The sequence below is a fragment of the Rhizobium freirei PRF 81 genome (assembly GCF_000359745.1).
Lineage (GTDB): Bacteria > Pseudomonadota > Alphaproteobacteria > Rhizobiales > Rhizobiaceae > Rhizobium > Rhizobium freirei.
Window position 1 is genome coordinate 76,629 of record NZ_AQHN01000084.1, and the last position, 15,609, is coordinate 92,237.

General features: G+C 60.0%; 14 protein-coding genes and 3 pseudogenes. 8 read left to right on the plus strand and 9 right to left on the minus strand.

Going from position 1 to position 15,609, the window contains the following annotated elements; translation table 11 throughout:
- Positions 1–5: 5 nt before the first annotated feature.
- Positions 6–1,520 carry an ABC transporter substrate-binding protein gene (locus tag RHSP_RS23790; RefSeq protein ID WP_420820109.1) on the minus strand — a complete coding sequence of 505 codons (1,515 nt, stop codon included), beginning with the start codon at positions 1,518–1,520 and terminating at the stop codon, positions 6–8.
- 567 nt (positions 1,521–2,087) lie between these two features.
- Here RHSP_RS23790 and RHSP_RS23795 point away from each other — a divergent pair.
- Positions 2,088–2,348, plus strand: a complete 261-nt coding sequence (locus RHSP_RS23795; RefSeq protein WP_004124399.1) for a DUF1344 domain-containing protein — start codon at positions 2,088–2,090, stop codon at positions 2,346–2,348.
- Between the two features lie 20 nt (positions 2,349–2,368).
- On the opposite strand, the gene RHSP_RS23800 is transcribed toward RHSP_RS23795, so the two are convergent.
- Both RHSP_RS23800 and RHSP_RS23805 read right to left on the minus strand, forming a co-directional pair.
- Entirely contained in the window at positions 2,369–3,727 is a 1,359-nt protein-coding gene (locus RHSP_RS23800) for a sensor histidine kinase (RefSeq protein ID WP_037154166.1), read from the minus strand.
- Positions 3,714–4,391: a winged helix-turn-helix domain-containing protein gene (locus tag RHSP_RS23805; protein ID WP_037154169.1), complete on the minus strand. Its 678-nt coding sequence runs from the start codon at positions 4,389–4,391 to the stop codon at positions 3,714–3,716. Before RHSP_RS23805 ends, RHSP_RS23800 begins: the two co-directional genes overlap by 14 nt.
- A 254-nt stretch (positions 4,392–4,645) precedes the next feature.
- On the opposite strand from RHSP_RS23805, the gene RHSP_RS23810 reads away from it, so the two are divergent.
- Positions 4,646–4,909 carry a hypothetical protein gene (locus RHSP_RS23810; RefSeq protein ID WP_037154525.1) on the plus strand — a complete coding sequence of 88 codons (264 nt, stop codon included), beginning with the start codon at positions 4,646–4,648 and terminating at the stop codon, positions 4,907–4,909.
- 25 nt (positions 4,910–4,934) lie between these two features.
- On the plus strand, positions 4,935–5,714 hold the full coding sequence (locus RHSP_RS23815; RefSeq protein ID WP_004124408.1) for a COG4705 family protein: 780 nt from the start codon (positions 4,935–4,937) through the stop codon (positions 5,712–5,714).
- A 54-nt stretch (positions 5,715–5,768) separates the two neighbouring features.
- Here RHSP_RS23815 and RHSP_RS33970 read toward each other — a convergent pair.
- Together RHSP_RS33970 and RHSP_RS23825 are read right to left on the minus strand one after the other, a co-directional pair.
- Positions 5,769–6,273, minus strand: a pseudogene (locus RHSP_RS33970) (zinc-binding metallopeptidase family protein); the annotation flags it as partial.
- An 8-nt stretch (positions 6,274–6,281) separates the two neighbouring features.
- Positions 6,282–7,001 carry a CDP-diacylglycerol diphosphatase gene (locus RHSP_RS23825; protein ID WP_004124415.1) on the minus strand — a complete coding sequence of 240 codons (720 nt, stop codon included), beginning with the start codon at positions 6,999–7,001 and terminating at the stop codon, positions 6,282–6,284.
- A 341-nt stretch (positions 7,002–7,342) separates the two neighbouring features.
- On the opposite strand from RHSP_RS23825, the gene RHSP_RS23830 reads away from it, so the two are divergent.
- Positions 7,343–7,546 carry a hypothetical protein gene (locus RHSP_RS23830; RefSeq protein WP_037154173.1) on the plus strand — a complete coding sequence of 68 codons (204 nt, stop codon included), beginning with the start codon at positions 7,343–7,345 and terminating at the stop codon, positions 7,544–7,546.
- Between the two features lie 77 nt (positions 7,547–7,623).
- On the opposite strand, the pseudogene RHSP_RS23835 reads toward RHSP_RS23830, so the two are convergent.
- Positions 7,624–7,938 (minus strand): annotated as a pseudogene (locus RHSP_RS23835) (IS6 family transposase); the annotation flags it as partial.
- A gap of 101 nt (positions 7,939–8,039) precedes the next feature.
- Positions 8,040–8,387, minus strand: a complete 348-nt coding sequence (locus RHSP_RS23840; RefSeq protein WP_004124419.1) for an NIPSNAP family protein — start codon at positions 8,385–8,387, stop codon at positions 8,040–8,042.
- Positions 8,388–8,512: 125 nt separating this feature from the next.
- Between RHSP_RS23840 and RHSP_RS35700 the strand changes: the two are divergent.
- The 4 genes and pseudogenes from RHSP_RS35700 to RHSP_RS23855 all read left to right on the plus strand — a co-directional run.
- A pseudogene (locus tag RHSP_RS35700) lies at positions 8,513–8,641 on the plus strand (transposase); the annotation flags it as partial.
- A 292-nt stretch (positions 8,642–8,933) separates the two neighbouring features.
- The gene (locus RHSP_RS23845) at positions 8,934–9,407 is read left to right on the plus strand and encodes a (2Fe-2S)-binding protein (RefSeq protein ID WP_004124421.1); all 474 of its coding nucleotides are present in this window, start codon (positions 8,934–8,936) and stop codon (positions 9,405–9,407) included.
- Entirely contained in the window at positions 9,407–10,390 is a 984-nt protein-coding gene (locus RHSP_RS23850) for an FAD binding domain-containing protein (protein ID WP_004124423.1), read from the plus strand. The genes RHSP_RS23845 and RHSP_RS23850 overlap by 1 nt, the downstream gene beginning before the upstream one ends.
- The gene (locus tag RHSP_RS23855; protein ID WP_004124425.1) at positions 10,387–12,675 is read left to right on the plus strand and encodes a xanthine dehydrogenase family protein molybdopterin-binding subunit; all 2,289 of its coding nucleotides are present in this window, start codon (positions 10,387–10,389) and stop codon (positions 12,673–12,675) included. Before RHSP_RS23850 ends, RHSP_RS23855 begins: the two co-directional genes overlap by 4 nt.
- A 156-nt stretch (positions 12,676–12,831) precedes the next feature.
- On the opposite strand, the gene RHSP_RS23860 is transcribed toward RHSP_RS23855, so the two are convergent.
- Both RHSP_RS23860 and RHSP_RS23865 read right to left on the minus strand, forming a co-directional pair.
- Positions 12,832–13,866, minus strand: coding sequence for an ABC transporter permease (locus RHSP_RS23860; protein WP_004124426.1), 1,035 nt, complete (start codon positions 13,864–13,866; stop codon positions 12,832–12,834).
- A 5-nt stretch (positions 13,867–13,871) separates the two neighbouring features.
- A complete protein-coding gene (locus RHSP_RS23865; protein ID WP_004124427.1) occupies positions 13,872–15,347 on the minus strand; it encodes a sugar ABC transporter ATP-binding protein in 1,476 nt (491 codons plus the stop codon).
- Between the last annotated feature and the right edge of the window lie 262 nt (positions 15,348–15,609).

A 15,609-nucleotide genomic window follows, 5' to 3' on the forward strand; every position in this document is an offset into this window, starting at 1 on the left:
CAGCCTTATTTCTTCGGGGTGACGTTCCAGAAGTGCGGCCAATAGGTCGGCGTGTAGCCGGTGACCGAGCCTGATATGCCCGACAGAGCGTTGAAGTTGCCGACCTTATAGAGGGGAGCATCGTCGTAGATGACCGTCTGGATGCCTGCCCAAGCCTTCTGCTTGGCGTCGTCGGTGGTCGCGTCCATATAGGTGGAAACGGCCTTGGCTTTTTGGTCTGAAACGTACCAGCCGGGATAGGTGTCGGTGATGGTGTTGATCGTCGTCGGGTCGCCGGGGAAGTTGGAGTGGGTGATGAAGACATCCCATTCCTTCGGATCGGCGCGGCGGGTCGTCAGCGTGGCCCAATCGACGACCTGCATGTCGACCTTGAAGCCGGCGGCCTCGAGATAGGCCTTGGCGACTTCGCCGATCTTGTAATGGAATTCGTACTGGCGGCTGGTCAGGAGGCGCAGCGGCGTGCCGTCATATCCGGCGTCCTTCAGCAGCTTTGCCGCCGTCTCGGGATCGCCTTCGCCATAGCGCGCCACGCCGGCCTCGGTGTGCCAGAACGACCCCTTGGGGAAGATGGAGCCGTCGACGCTGAAGAAGCGCTGGTCGTTGAAGGCGGCAAGCATCATGTCGGAAGAATTCAGCGCTGCCTGCACGGCCTGGCGCAGCGGCTTCTTCACCAGCAGGCCCTGCTTCATGTTCATGTTGAGCGATACCCAGCCGGTGTTCTCGAAGATGACGGGCTTGGCATTGCCGCTCTTTTCGATGCGCTCATAAGCGCTGACGGGGAGCGAATCTGCGAAATCGAATTGTCCGGAGATCAGCCCTTCGACGCGGGTATTGGCATCCGGGACCGGTACAAAGCGGATCTCCTTGGCGACGGCTTCGCGCTTGCCGGCATAGTTGTTCGGTTCGCCATCAGGCGACTTGTAGCCGTCGAAACGCACGAGCTGCGTATACTGGTCCGGCTTGCGCTCTTTCAGCATGTAGGGGCCGGTGCCGATGAAGTCGGTAATCGTGTCGGCGACCTTGGCTGCCGGAAGGATGATCGAGGCTTGGGAGAGCGTCGCCAGCAGCGGCGCATAGCGCGACTTCAGCTTGAAGACCACGGCATGATCGCCATCGGCCGTCAGGCTGTCGACGATGGTGGCAACCTGCTTGCCCTTGGAATTGACGTTCATCCAGCGCTTCAGCGAGGCGACGACGTCTTTGGAGCCGAAATCGCTGCCGTCATGAAACTTGACGCCTTCGCGCAGCGGAATGCGATAGGTGAGGCCGTCAGCGGAAATCGTCGGCATGGCGGCTGCCAGCAGCGGAACGGACTTCCATTGAGCATCATAGGTGTAAAGCGTCTCGAAAATATGCTGATCGACCGTCAGCACAATATCGGTGGGCGTCTGCATGGCATCGAGGGTCGGCAATTCGCCGATGGTGGCGACGGTCAGGACTCCGTCCGATGTCTGGGCAATTGCCAGATTGCTGGTGCCTGCGAGCATGGCCAGCGTGAGCAGAACGAATGCGCTTTTCATCATCATCCCCTTTTTGTCAGCCGCCCTGTCAGGGCCGTCGCTTTTGTCAATCAGCATGCATGCAACCGGCTTTTGTCCGGTCGATGTCAGGTTCAAGGCATCGCGGTTCGCTCAAGCGCGGCCGCTGCTTGCATGGCACCGCGATCTTCCGCAGGCTCATAGTGATCGAATATGGACAGCCACCAAGCCAAGTTCATCTTAAGAAGGCCTGCCGCTGCGCTGTTCACCCATTGACATCTTGTCATGTAATTTTTTTTCTTAATAACGACATGAAATTCGTCATTGTCAACGTGTTTTTGTATATTCGTGCGTCTGTATGTAAATAATTTTCGCAATTCGACAGATTTGTCCGCGGATTTTCACGGCGCAATTGTCCGGTCATGGAGGCGTTGAGGCGCAGAGCAGGTTCTGGATATGGGCCGTCCGGGTTGCGATCCACCGGCGAGCCGCGTTTGCAATCATCTCGAAACCGTAAGGTTCCGGCAAAGTGGGCGGCAGGAATGGGCGATAGGGTAGCATCGGCTCCAGTGAGCCTAGGAACTCAGATCCATCTGAAAGGAGTGAAGCATGTTCGGAAAACTGGTTGCAATCGGGATCGTCTCCGTCGTCGGATTGGCAGCGGGCGCGGCTTTGGCCCGCGACGAGGTGGGAACGATCACCAATATCGATGCAAAGGCGGATCAGATTACCCTTTCCTCGGGCACAGTCATCAATCTGCCCGAAAGCATCGAGGTCGAATCCTTAAAGGTCGGCGAGCACGTCTCGGTAAAATACAGCGTGCAGAAATCCGGCCACGCCCTGGCTTCGCAAGTCAAACCGATGAAATAGGTTGAAACGACGACCGAGTTTCAGATCTTTGGAAAGGACAGGCAGACCTGGAGCCCAGGCCTGCCATCCTCAAGCGCGATCGGGGCCGAGTGCAGATCCGCTATTGCCTTGACAAGGCTCAACCCCAATCCGCTGCCGGGCGTTGTGCGGCTCTTGTCCAGACGGTAGAGCCGCCTGAATACCAGCTCGCGCTCCTCCATCGGGATGCCCGGCCCGTTGTCCGAGACGCAGGCAAGATAGGCTTGCTCCGTTGCCGCAAGCGTCATCAGGATGCTGGTCCCGGCCGGGCAATGGGTGATCGCATTCTCGATGAGATTGACGAAGAGCTGGGTTAGCAGCTCGCGGTCGCCATTGACGGTAGATGGCGCCAATACCTGAAGGCTTAGTTCCAGCTTTTGCGCATTGTCCTCGGCGACATGTTCATAGATTTCCGCCACCGAGGACATGACGTCGCGCAGGTCCAAACGCTTGAATCGGGCCTTGCCGGCGCCTGCCTCGATTTGCGATATCCGCAGAAGTGCGCCGAATGTCGCGTCGATCCTGTCGCATTCCTCGCGGGCGTCGAGAAGCAGGCCCTCGACGGTCTCGGTCTGCCCCTGCCGCTGCAAAGCTTGCTCGATCGTCATGCGCAGGCGATTGAGCGGCGTTTTCAGATCATGTGCGATATCGGCACTGACCTGGCGCATGCCCTCCACAAGGCTGGAGAGCCGGCCGAGCGCATGGTTCATATGGGTGGAAACGACATCGATATCATCTCCATTTCCATGGATCGGAATCCGGCATGTAAGATTGCCGCCCGAAATCTCTATCATGGTGTATTCGATGGATTCCAGCCGTCTCGTCGCCCGTCTGGCAAGCAGCGCGCCTCCGACAATCACGACAGCCACGATGAGGCCGGAAGCCCACAGGAAGCTTGCGAGGACGATATGTTCGATCGCGTCGGTCTCACGGTAACTTTGTCCGACGAAGAGAGAATTGCCGCCGACATTGCCAGCCATAATCCTTATCGGATCACTGCCGCCCAATCCGAGATTGGCCGCCGGCACCGTCGAAAGTCCAGGCTGGATTTGCGACACCCTGATATTGCCCGCAAGCTTCTCTCCTCTCGCGTTCAACAGCAGGAATACCTGATCCTCGGCGTTCTTGAGCGCGGAATATGTATTGACGGCGGCGATCAGGTCTTCGAGGTCATCGGCCGAATACGTCGATGCGACGACGGAATAAGTGTCGCCTACCGACCGATCGATGGCGCGCGCAAGTTCCCGCTCCATCAGCCCATAGGCGATCGCGCCCGCCACGAGAAGGGCGAGGATGAAGAAAAGCCCGAAGGATAAGGCCAGCCTGAAAGGCGTGCTGCGCAGCAGTCTAGCGCGGCGCATGCATGCAATATCCCGTATTTCGGACCGTATGGACCAGCTGGACGTCAAACGGCTTGTCGATCTTCGTTCGCAGCCGGCTGATATGCGTTTCCACAACGCTCGTCTTGGGATCGAAATGGAAATCCCAGACCCGCTCAAGCAGCATGGTTCGCGTCAGCACCCGGCCCTCGGCTCGCATCAGAACCTCCAAGAGCGTGAATTCCCGGGGCTGAAGATCAATCGGCGCGCCGCCCCGGCTGACTTGCCGCTTGATGACATCGAGCTCAAGGTCCGCGATCCGCAGCACCGTCTTGCGATCCTGTACGGGCGGCCGTCGCGCCAGCGCGTTCAGCCGCGCGAGCAATTCGGAAAAGGCAAAGGGCTTGGTCAGGTAGTCGTCGCCGCCTGCCTCGAGCCCTTCGACCCTGTCGTCGACGCCGCTCATGGAGGTCAGGAATATGGCCGGCGTCTCGACCTTGGCGGCCCTGGCGGCCTTGACCAGCGAAAGGCCATCCAGCCCGGGTATCATGCGATCGACGATGAGGACGTCGTAGTGTTCGCGCGTCGCCTGGAACAGCGCATCCGTGCCATCGCGGATCACATCGCAGACGTGCCCGGCTTCGCTCAGGCCGCGGGAGATGTAATCGGCAGTCTTCCGGTCGTCCTCGACGACAAGTATTTTCATGCTTCGGCTGCGCTCCGTTGACCGTGATACGCGCGGAAGTATGGCTCCAGAAGGTGTCGGCAGCCTGAACGGGCGCTTACAAATCCGTAAGGTCGCGCCCGTCGGGAGGGCGCGCGTTTCTTACGAAACAGTATGCTCTCGGCAAAGACCATGTATAGGCGGCTCCGTAGAAGGGACGGCGCCGACGCGCAGTCAATGCGGTCGGCGGATCAACCTGAGACCACAGGTCACAAACCGGAGCCATCTTCATGAACATGTCCAAAGCCGCTCAACGTATCACTCTCACCATCCTCGCGGGGCTCGTGATAGTGCCCGCCGCCGCCCATGCCGCGGCACCTCGTCCATGCGAAGACATGCTCAAGGAAATGCGCGCTGCAAAATCAACCGCAAAACTCAGCGCGGACGATAAAGCCAAGGTCGATGCGCTCGAGGCGAAGGCAGTCGAACGCTGCAATGCCGATGACGACAGGCGGGCCGACGGCTTTCTGGACGATGCGATGAAGCTGATGAAGAAGTGAGACCGGTCAACGAGGCAGAAGCAACATGACCCAGCAATTTCTAGCAAGTCCGGAGCCGCTCTTGAACAGGGTTCCGCGCGTCACGATCGATTTCTGGCTGATCAAGCTGTTGGCGGTAACGATGGGCGAAACCGCGGCGGATTATCTCGCCGTCAACATGGGGCTTGGCCTTACGCTGACGTCGCTCGCCATGGCCGTAGTGCTTGTCGGTGTGCTTGCGATCCAGTTTCTGCAGGAGCGCTACGTTCCTTGGGCTTATTGGATCGCCGTCGTCCTGATCAGCGTTGTCGGAACATTGCTGACCGATAATCTCTCGGACAATCTTGGCGTTCCGCTCGCTGTCTCGACGGTCGGGTTCAGCATTGCGCTGGGCCTCACCTTCTTCGTCTGGTGGAGAATGGAAGGGACTTTGTCTATCCACTCGATTTACTCGGCCAGGCGCGAGCAGTTCTATTGGTTGGCCATTCTCTTCACTTTCGCGCTCGGGACGGCGGTTGGCGATCTGATCGCTGAACAATTCGGCTTCGGCTATATAGCGACGGGTTTGATCTTTGCCGGCGTGATTGCTGCTGTCGCGATCGCTTATTTCGGCTTCAGGCTCAACGCCATCCTGGCATTCTGGGTGGCCTATATCTTCACGCGGCCACTCGGAGCCTCGTTCGGGGATTATCTTTCGCAGCCGGTGGAATACGGAGGTCTCGGTTTCGGCACCATCTATACGAGTTGTCTGTTCCTCATAGCCATTGCGGCAACCGTCATCTACATGACGGTAAACCATGAGCCCGAAGTGTCGGTCGAGGTGTAGAGCTACTCTCCGTGAGATCGGGCAACCAACCCGATCTCACGGCTCGGCAGATGCTCAATCATATCTCGCCAAAGCTGCGAGGATGCGCACCCAGGATCGGATCCCCTTATGAAAGCTCGAAAGATCGTATTTTTCATTCGGGCTGTGGACGCGATTGTCGAAGCGGGCAAAGCCGACCAATAGGGCATCCCAGCCAAGGCGACGCTTGAATTCGCCGATGATCGGGATAGAGCCGCCGGTTCCCGCCAGCGCCGCCTCGCGCTGCCACTCGGTAGTCAAGGCTTCCAATGTCTTACGCAGGAACGGGCTTGTCGAGCGGCATAATCGTTGCCGGCGAGAGGCCATGATCCTTGAAGCTGACCGAGCAGTCGGGCGTGCCGTCATAAAAGCCGGCAATGGCGACGACGCCATCCGGCGTGCGCAGACTGGAAACGATGTCGGCAAGGACCTGCAACAGATTGCGGGCTGCATTGCCGAACATGCCGGAATGCAGATCGCGATTGGTGCAGCTCAACTCGATCTCCTCACCGACCATGCCGCGCAGCATGGTCGTGACGGCTATCAGAATCAATGCATGATCGTGCAGCTGTGGTCCTGCACGTCTTCGCCGCCCATGCTGGGCCGGGCGACGTCCGTCAGCACGATGAAGCCAGGGCCATCGGCAAAGTTCGCGCCGACGACAACGAGGTTGTGGTCGCCCATTTCCTTGGCAGGGTCCTTCAGCGTCTTGGCGAGTGCCAGGAACGGATTGAAATCGCCCAATATCTCCCCCTTGACGCGCAGTGCGGTGAACTGATGGCCTGCAACGGTATCGGGTAGGGGCGCCCAATCCGTGCCGATACGATCGGCATCCGCCTTCAGCGCGGCCTGGGCCTCGGCGCTGAGGCAGTCGACGTGGATGTGCAGCTGATTCTGCGAGCGGGCCTGCTGGGCGTTCACGGCAAGGCTCAGACCATCCCGCGGGACGGCGCGCGGCAGGCGGGCATCGACATCGCCATGTTCGGACCAAGCATCGGCGAAGAAATTGTGTGTGGCAGGGTCGAGGAGGGCGGCGCTTTCAATCCCTGTGATCTTGTCGGTGGGGATCAGAAGAACCTGTGCGACACCCCTCAGGTCCTTGAGGATTGCATAGTGCTCGGCGGTGTTGACCGAGAGGCACGGCGCGGTCTGCACGACGCATTTGTCATGTACGATCTTCCACAGTACGTCGGAATCGGCAAAGGCCGGAGCAAAGAGGAGTGGAAGAAAGGAGGCGGTAAGGGCCGTGACGCGGCGCGAAATTGTCATGCACAAAGATTCCCTTGTTCGAACGGCTTGGCGTTCCTCGAAATTCTCTGGACCATAATCCGAGCCTGTAAGGCGGTTATGACGGTATGATGGAGAAGAGACCAGAGCGATGGTGATATCGGCATTGCTAACGATCGATATCATTCTCGCTTCATTCCGGCTTAAGGCCGTTTTCAGTTTGGTTGCCTGGATGGCAAGGGCCGGGGGAAACATGCCTCGCTCCAGGACGGAAAGGTTGCAGCCATGTCCAGTTCTGCGACCGTTCGGATGTCGAGGGCGGAGCGTTCATAACGCTCGAACGCCGCAATCCAGCAGCGGAGCGAAATAATCTGGAGCTTAAAATGGGTATCGGAAAGCTGATTGAAGAAGTAGCAGGCGCTGTCGCCGCCGAAGACGCGGTAGAGGCCGTCGATCCGAATGCAGGTATCCTGACAAAGGCAGCCGCCGCGGTCGCAGGTTTTGAGGGCGTGAACAAGCTGACGGACGTCCTGAAGGAAAAGGAAGAGCAGCCGGCCGCCGACAAAAGCGGCGATCAGAACGGCTGACCGGAAAGCGGCAGCCGCGCCTGCCGAAAAGATTTTAACTGTGAAGCTGGAAGCCGGGCATGTCCCGGCTTTCTGATTCTCTGGCGATAGCACCACTTGCCGCGGCTCTTGACATAGGTTTCATCGATGCGGACCGAACCACAATGGGGTCGGCGAAACTGGCGCAACCACTTCCCGATCATCGGTGCATAGGCGAGGGCCCAGTGGTCGATCGTGCTGTGGTCCACTTCGAAGCCGCGCTCTCGGAACATTTCCTCAACGTCTCGGTAGCTGAACGGATAGCGCAAGTGCCAACTCACCGCCTGTACGATCAGCCATGCCTCGAAAGGTCGATCCTTGAAAGCATTCTTCGATTGGCGCTTCAGCTTCTCGGCAATGGCATTCAAAATCATTGGTACGCTCTACAATATCGGAGCGCGGTTTGCTCGTGATATCGCCAACATACAGTTAAGGATCCGAATTTGCGACAGGCCCATCAATCTTCTATCCGTCTTCAGTCATCGGCCTCGACGGAGATAAAGGGGCGAAAGAATCCAGTCGGCTGCAGGATCGAACTGGCGATATTGGCAATAATCTGGCCCGGCATCTCGCTCTTTGCCTTAGCCTCCTTCCAGGCCGGATCAGCCAGGAATTCCGCCCATTTCCGCTCGCGCTCCTCCAGCGATTGCCATTCGAGGAAATAGATGAGGTCGTTGCTGTAAGGTCCGATCATCGTCGTCCAGAAACCGAGGGGGCGGATGCCGAGTCGATCCCAGATCGCCAGCGTCGCCGTTTCGAAACGCTCCTGGAGCGCTGGCAGCTTGCCGGGCAAGCAAGTATAGATACGCATTTCATGGATCATGGAAAATCCTCCTTGAGTGAATTCAGAACAGACCGAGCCTGTCCATGAGAGCCCGATTTAAATGTAGTTGAGCGATAACAGCAGGTTGTGATTCCTTTTTGTGCTGAATCAAAATGGGGTTTCCGATGACCTGGATTGCTAATACTCTATTTGAGCATAACTGAGACGCGCTTCATTTTTCAAGTGATTTGACGGACCGGGAATGGGCGTTGATCGATCCCCTAATCCCGCCGGCACGCAGTGAGGGCGACCGAGGACAAATAGCAGCGGCCCTTTCGGCCCCGCCTCTTGCCCATCCTCCATCTCGATCGGTTCAAAGCTAGACTAGCCTAAATGTCGGGGCTTGACGAAAACAAGCTAGGCATTAATTTAAACGGAGGCCCCTCCGTTTATCCGAGGCGCCCCTTGCTTCCTAATTCAGACGAGAGCCGACCATGACGCCAGAATTCCATCGTCCTCGTCTTTCCGAAAGAAACCCATAGCAATCGGTAGATCGAGGGATAGATCCCGCAGGTCTCATCTTCGTGACGATAGCAGGAGCTTATCATGACACGGACCATCCATATCGCACTCGATATCAACGGGCAGCGACACGAACTCGATCTTGAGCCACGCGTGACCCTGCTTGATGCCCTGCGCGAACATCTCTCGCTCACCGGCACCAAGAAGGGCTGCGATCAAGGCCAGTGCGGTGCCTGCACCTGTCATGTCGACGGCAAGCGCGTGCTCTCCTGTCTAACGCTTGCCGCTCAGGTCGAGGGGCGCGCAATCACGACGATCGAGGGTATCGCCGGTGACGGCGGCGATCTGCATCCCGTGCAGGCGGCCTTCATCGAGCAGGACGCCTTCCAGTGCGGCTATTGCACGCCGGGCCAGATCATGTCGGCGGTTGCCTGCATTCGCGAGGGACATGCCGGTTCGGATGCGGAGATCCGCGAATATATGTCCGGCAATCTCTGTCGGTGCGGGGCCTACAACAGCATCGTCGCGGCGGTGCGCCAGGCAGGGGAGGTGGCGTAATGCGGAACTTTTCGTATTTGCGGGCTAACTCCGCGACTGAGGCCAGCCAGGCGGCGCAACAGGCCGGTGCCATGCTGCTTGCCGGCGGCACGACTTTGCTGGACCTCGCCAAATGCGGGGTGACTGAGCCCGAGACGGTCATCGATATCATCAATCTTTCCGGCATGAGCGACATTACGGCCGAGGCAGCCGGTGTCCGGATCGGAGCGCTCGCCAGGATGAGCGAGGTTGCCGATCACAAGGATATTCGCGCGGCTTTTCCGGCGGTTTCGGAATCGCTGTCGCTTGCCGCCTCAGCCCAGCTTCGCAACATGGCAACAATCGGCGGCAATCTCCTGCAGCGGACGCGCTGTTCCTATTTCCGCGATCCCGGCGCCTTCCCGGTCTGCAACAAGCGTAACCCCGGTTCCGGCTGTTCGGCGATCGGCGGCATCACGCGCAATCATGCGGTGCTCGGAACGAGCGAGGCATGCATTGCTTCCTATCCCGGCGATCTGGCGGTCGCCCTGGTGGCGTTCGACGCAGTGGTCGAGACGGATGGCCGCAAGATTGCTGTCGACGATTTCTTCCTCATTCCCGGCGATACGCCGAATAAGGAAACGATCCTTCAGCGCGGCGAGATCATTACCGCCATCGCTATTCCTGCTTCCGCTGCTGCACGGAACTCGACATACATCAAGGTCCGCGACCGGCAATCCTATGAATTCGCCGCTGCGAGTGCTGCCGTTGGCCTGGAATTTGAAGCGGATGGCAGAACTGTGCGCGATATCCGCGTGGCGCTCGGCGGCGTCGCTACCAAGCCCTGGCGTGTGCGTGATGTCGAGCGGGCGCTCATCGGCAAGGCTCTTACTGCGGAAGCCGTGGAAAAAGCCAGCCGGCTCGCCATGGAGGGCGCCGTCGCGCATGGCGGCAACCGTTACAAGATCGAACTTGCGCCGCGCGTCATCGCCCGCGCCATTTTGAGGATGGGAGGCTTGGCATGACCATGATGGAACCACGTAAACATGGCGATGCTTCCGACGGTACGGTCGGCGGTCGCCAGTCGCGCTTCGAAGGCAATATGAAGGTGACAGGGAAGGCGACCTATGCGCTGGAATACCCTGTCGAAAACCTCGCTTACGCCGTTCTCGTGCAGAGCACGATCCCGGCCGGCCGTGTCGTGACCGTCGACGCGTCGGCGGCGCTTGCCATGCCGGGCGTGCTTCTGGTGCTGACCCCCGAGGATGATCTTGGTCTCAAGCTTTCTGCCGACTGGGGCGGTAACAAGCCGGTCGATGGCCCCTATTATCCGCTGCCGCGCGAGGTGCAGTTCAACGGTCAATCGATTGCTGCCGTGGTGGCGGAGAGCCGCGAGCAAGCGACGGAGGCCGCCAGGCTGGTGCGCGTCACCTATGAGGCGAGCAAGCACGTCGCCGATCTCAACGATCCGCATGCCGGCGAGGGCAAGCTCGTGGAGCCGCTTTCGGTTGCCTGGGGCGATGCCGAGGCGGCGCTTGCGGCATCCCCGGTTAAGGTCGAGGCCGAATATTCGACGCCGCGCGAATATCATGTGGCCATGGAGCCGCACGGACTGACGGCAAAATGGGATGACGACCAGCTGACGATCTGGGAACCGAGCCAATGGTCGCACGGCATGGCGCGCATGTATTCCGAATGGTTCGACATGCCCTATGAAAATGTCCGGATCATCTCGCCCTTCATCGGCGGCGGTTTCGGATCGAAGGGGCAGCCGCTCGCCTATGGCGCGGTCGCGATCGCGGCTGCAAGAAAGCTCGACCGGCCGGTCAAGCTTGCGGTCACACGCCCGCAGAACTTTACGAGCTACGGCGGCCGTGCGGGGACCAGACAGACGATCGCGCTTGGCGCGACGGAAGACGGCATTCTGCAGGCGATCGTTCATCGCGGCGCCAGCGAGACCTCGGTCTATGCCGACTGGCCGGAGCAGACGGGTGCGGCAACGTCCATCCTCTACAAGGTCGAGAATTTCTCCTCGCAGCATCGCATCGTGCCGGTCAATAGCGTCACGCCCGGGGCCTTGCGCGGTCCGGGCAAAAATCCGAGCGCCTACGGCATCGAATGCGCCATCGAGGAGCTTGCCTACAAGCTCGGCATGGACCCGCTGGAACTTCGTCTGAAGAATGATGCCGATCACGACTACCAGTCGGGCAAGCCGTGGTCGACACGCCGGTTGCGCGAGGCGCTGACCGGAGGGGCCGAAGCATTCGGCTGGTCGCGGCGCAGTCACGCGCCGCGCTCGATGCGCGACGGCAAGACCTTGATCGGCTGGGGCATCGGCTGCGGCACCTTCCCGGTTATCCGGGCGCCGAGCGAGGCCATGATCCGCATCCTGTCCAACGGCCGGGTCGAGGTCGTCAGCGGCGCCATCGACATGGGGCAGGGGACCTATACGATCCTCGCCCAGAGTGCGGCGGAAGTCTTCGGCATTCCGGTGGAGCAGGTCGAAGTGCATCTTGGCGATTCACGGCTGCCGGGTTCGGCGATTGCCGGCGGTTCGATGCTCGCCGGCTCGATCATGGGGGCCGTGCACAAGGCTGCGGTCGCCGCCCGCGACGAGCTTATCGGCCTTGCGCTCAGCGACGCCAACTCGCCATTCCGCGAGACGGGTGCGAATACGCTGAATTTCGCCGAGGGCCGCATCGGAGCGCCCCGCGGTGAGGCACCATCGCTCACGTTGGCGGAGCTCATGTCTGCGCTCAAGCGCGAGGAGATCGAGGTCCGGCGGAATACTTTGCCGGACGGCGCGAACGCCCAGGAGCAGCTCCAGGCCTGGACCACCATGGCTAGGGTTCAAGGGCCGACCATGGGCGATTATTCCATGCACAGCTGGTGCGCCCATTTCGCCGAAGTGCGGGTCGATGAGGATTTCGGCACGGTGCGGGTCTCCCGCATGGTTTCCGCCTTCGATTGCGGCCGCCTCTACAATCCCAAGCTGGTCGAAAGCCAGTGGCGCGGTGGCATCATCATGGGCATCGGTCAGGCTCTTCTCGAAGAGGGGTTGATCGATCCGCGTAACGGGCGAACCGTCAACAACAATGTGGGCGACTACCTCGTGCCGACGAATTCCGACGTTCCGGATATTCAGGTGATCTCCGTCGGCGTGCCGGATCACAATGCCTCGGCACTCGGCGGCAAGGGTGTCGGCGAAGTCGGCATCGTCGGCGTTGCGCCGGCCATTGCCAATGCCGTGTTCCATGCGACGGGCAAGCGCATCCGCGACTTGCCGATCACGCTGGAAAAGCTGCTCTAAGAGCAGGTTGGTTTGAGCCGTACTGCGTGAGCAGGCGGCTCAAACGTTTTGAGGCCGCGAAGGTTGATCTGTTCTATACCAAGCGTCGCGGTCAGTCGCTTGCGCAACTCGCCCTCGTCTGGGTTCTCTGGGATCCGCGCGTCACCTCTGCCTGGATCAGGCCTTGCCGCGGCTGACGCCATAGGTAAGTGCAAGAGCACCGACGAGAACGGCGCCCTTGATGAAATCCTGCGTGTAATAGGGAGCATTCAGCATCGTCAGGCCGTTGAGGAGAATGCCGACGAAGACTGCGCCGATCGTCGTACCAAGGACGTTTGGCCGACGCAGGCCGAGAACCGCAAAGCCGATGAGCGAGGCGGCCACGGAGTCCATCAGCAGCGAGGCGCCGGACGAAACATCGCCGCGTCCAACACGGGCGGCAACGATGATGCCGCCGAGCGAGGCTAGAACGCCGGACAACACATAGGCGAAGGTCTTCAAACGGGCGATATTGGCGCCGGCCAGTCGTGTCGCGGCTTCGTTGCCGCCGGTTGCATAGAGCAGGCGGCCAAGGCGTGTCCGCTCGGCCAGGATATGGAGCACCAGCGCGACAACCAGCATCAGAATGACAGGCAGAGGAATGGTTCCAAACAGGCTCGATCGGCCGATGGTCAGGAAAGCAGGGTCGACCTTGCCGGTGGCCTTCGTCCCATCGGGAAGAATCAAGCCCACCGAGATCGAACGCCCAGCCGTCGGGATGAGCTGGAGGCCGGTCAGCAGGAACATCGTGGCAAGGGTCGCAAGCAGGTCCGGCACTTTCAGACGAACGATCAACAAAGCATTCGCGAGCCCGACCAGCGCGCCGAAGGCAAGCACCAGAGGCACGGTCTGATAGGCATTGAGATCAAGCACGATCATGGCATAGCTGGCGGCCATGACACTGGAGGCAGCAACCGCGCCGACGGACAGATCGAAACCGCCGATGGCAAGCGTGATGGTGACGCCTGCGCCGATGACGGCGACGACAGAGACCGCCTGCAGGATGCTCATCAGATTGTTGATGTTGATGAAGGCCGGCTGCGCAAAGCCGAAGATGAGGATCAGGGCGAAGAGCAGGAAAAAGACCGCACCTCGGCGCACCAGTTCCTTGGGCGAGAGCGCTTCGCTTGCCGGCTTTCCCTTTTCCCCGATTTGGGCAGTGCCTTCACTCATCTGGCCTATTCCTTATTTTGCCGGTCGCCGGTGATCGCGGGAGCGAAGTCCTTCAGGCTGTGATGGTCCATGATCAGCACCCTGTCGGCGACTTCGAGCGCTTCTTCCGGATCGGATGTTGCAATCAGGGTGGCGCGGTCGGTATGGGCGCGTATGGCTGCGATAATGTCCTGGCGAGCCCCGACATCGACGCCCTGAAATGGCTCGTCGAGCAGCAATAGTCGGCTCGGCTCGGCCTCCCAGCGCGCCAGCACGGCCTTCTGCTGGTTGCCGCCCGAAAGCGACCATACCGATGCGCCCGCTCCAGATGCCTTTATGCCAAGGCGCCCGATTGCCTTCTCTCCTTCGCGGGTTTCCCGCCCGGAAAACAGGAAGCCGGATGGATACCATTGCTTCAGATGCGGCAGGCTTATCGTGGCTGCAATGCTCTCTCCCGGCCAGTCCGGCGGCATGAGCGAAGAGCGATGACGGTCCGCGGCGGCCATGACGCCGCCGCGTGCAATCGCCTCGGCCGGTGACGCCGGCTGATAGGGCACGCCATCCAACAATGCATCGCCAGCCGCGAGGTGCTGGATGCCGAAGAGCGCGGAGAGAAGCCGGCTCTTGCCCGCCCCTAGAACGCCGGTGATGGCCACGACTTCGCCGGCGTGAAGCGTAAGATCGAAAGGTGCGCTGTCGGAAAGAAGTCTTATGCCCCGAAGCTCAAGCACTATCCTGTCGAACTGCTCGCGCCGATGCGGGCGAGCGGCTTTCATCGATCGGCCGATCATGGTCTCGATGGCGGCGTCGAAATCGATCGGTCGCGCGAAGGCACCGACGTTACGGCCGCCGCGCAGGATGACGACGCGATCGGCAAGCGCATCGAGATCGGCGGTGCGGTGGGAAATATAGAGAATGCCCATCCCGCGGGCTTTCAGCTGACGGACGATTTCATAAAGCCGCCCTGCCTCGCGGGCGGAAAGGCTTGCCGTGGGTTCGTCGAGGATCAGCAGTTGCGCCTTGTTCGACAGGGCGCGGGCAATGGCGACCATCTGGCGGTCGGCCGTGCCTAGATCGCCGAAATCCCGATCCAGCGGCAGGTCGAATCCGGCCTCCTTCAGAATGGCCGCCGCTTTCCTTCGCACCGAACGTTTCGACAGGAAGAAAGGCTGACGGCCATCGACGAATTGATTGAGCAGAAGCGCGTCCGCCACCGAAAGGCCGGCGACGCCGACAACATCGGTCGACTGATGAACGGTAACGATACCCTGGGCGGCTGCCTCAGCGGGGCTATCGGCGCGATAATTTCTACCATTCCATAGAATGCTGCCTGAATCGGCCGGGTAAATGCCTGAAAGGATCTTCACCAGCGTCGATTTGCCGGCCCCGTTGGCTCCCATCAGCGCAACGATCTCGCCGCCGTCGATGATTAGCGATGCGCCTGCCAGGGCTTGTGTCGAGCCGAAAGCGCGGGACAGATTTTGTATGCTCAGCAAGGTCATAAGGATAGATTCGATGAAAGCCTGTCACACTCCTAGGCTTCTGCTATCCGATCACAAGGAGCGGTCTTCTTTTCATGACTTATTCTATAGAATAAATTTCTTTTCCCCGTCGGAGGCTGCTTGATCGATGGCATTTCGCCACGGCCCAAGGCGGAAAGGTGCCAACCGGTCACCAAAATCACTCGAAGGGGGAAGGATTACGACTTCGCCGCTTGCGCAGCGGAAAGCCCGGCGTGGATTGACACGCCGGGCCTTATTCTCG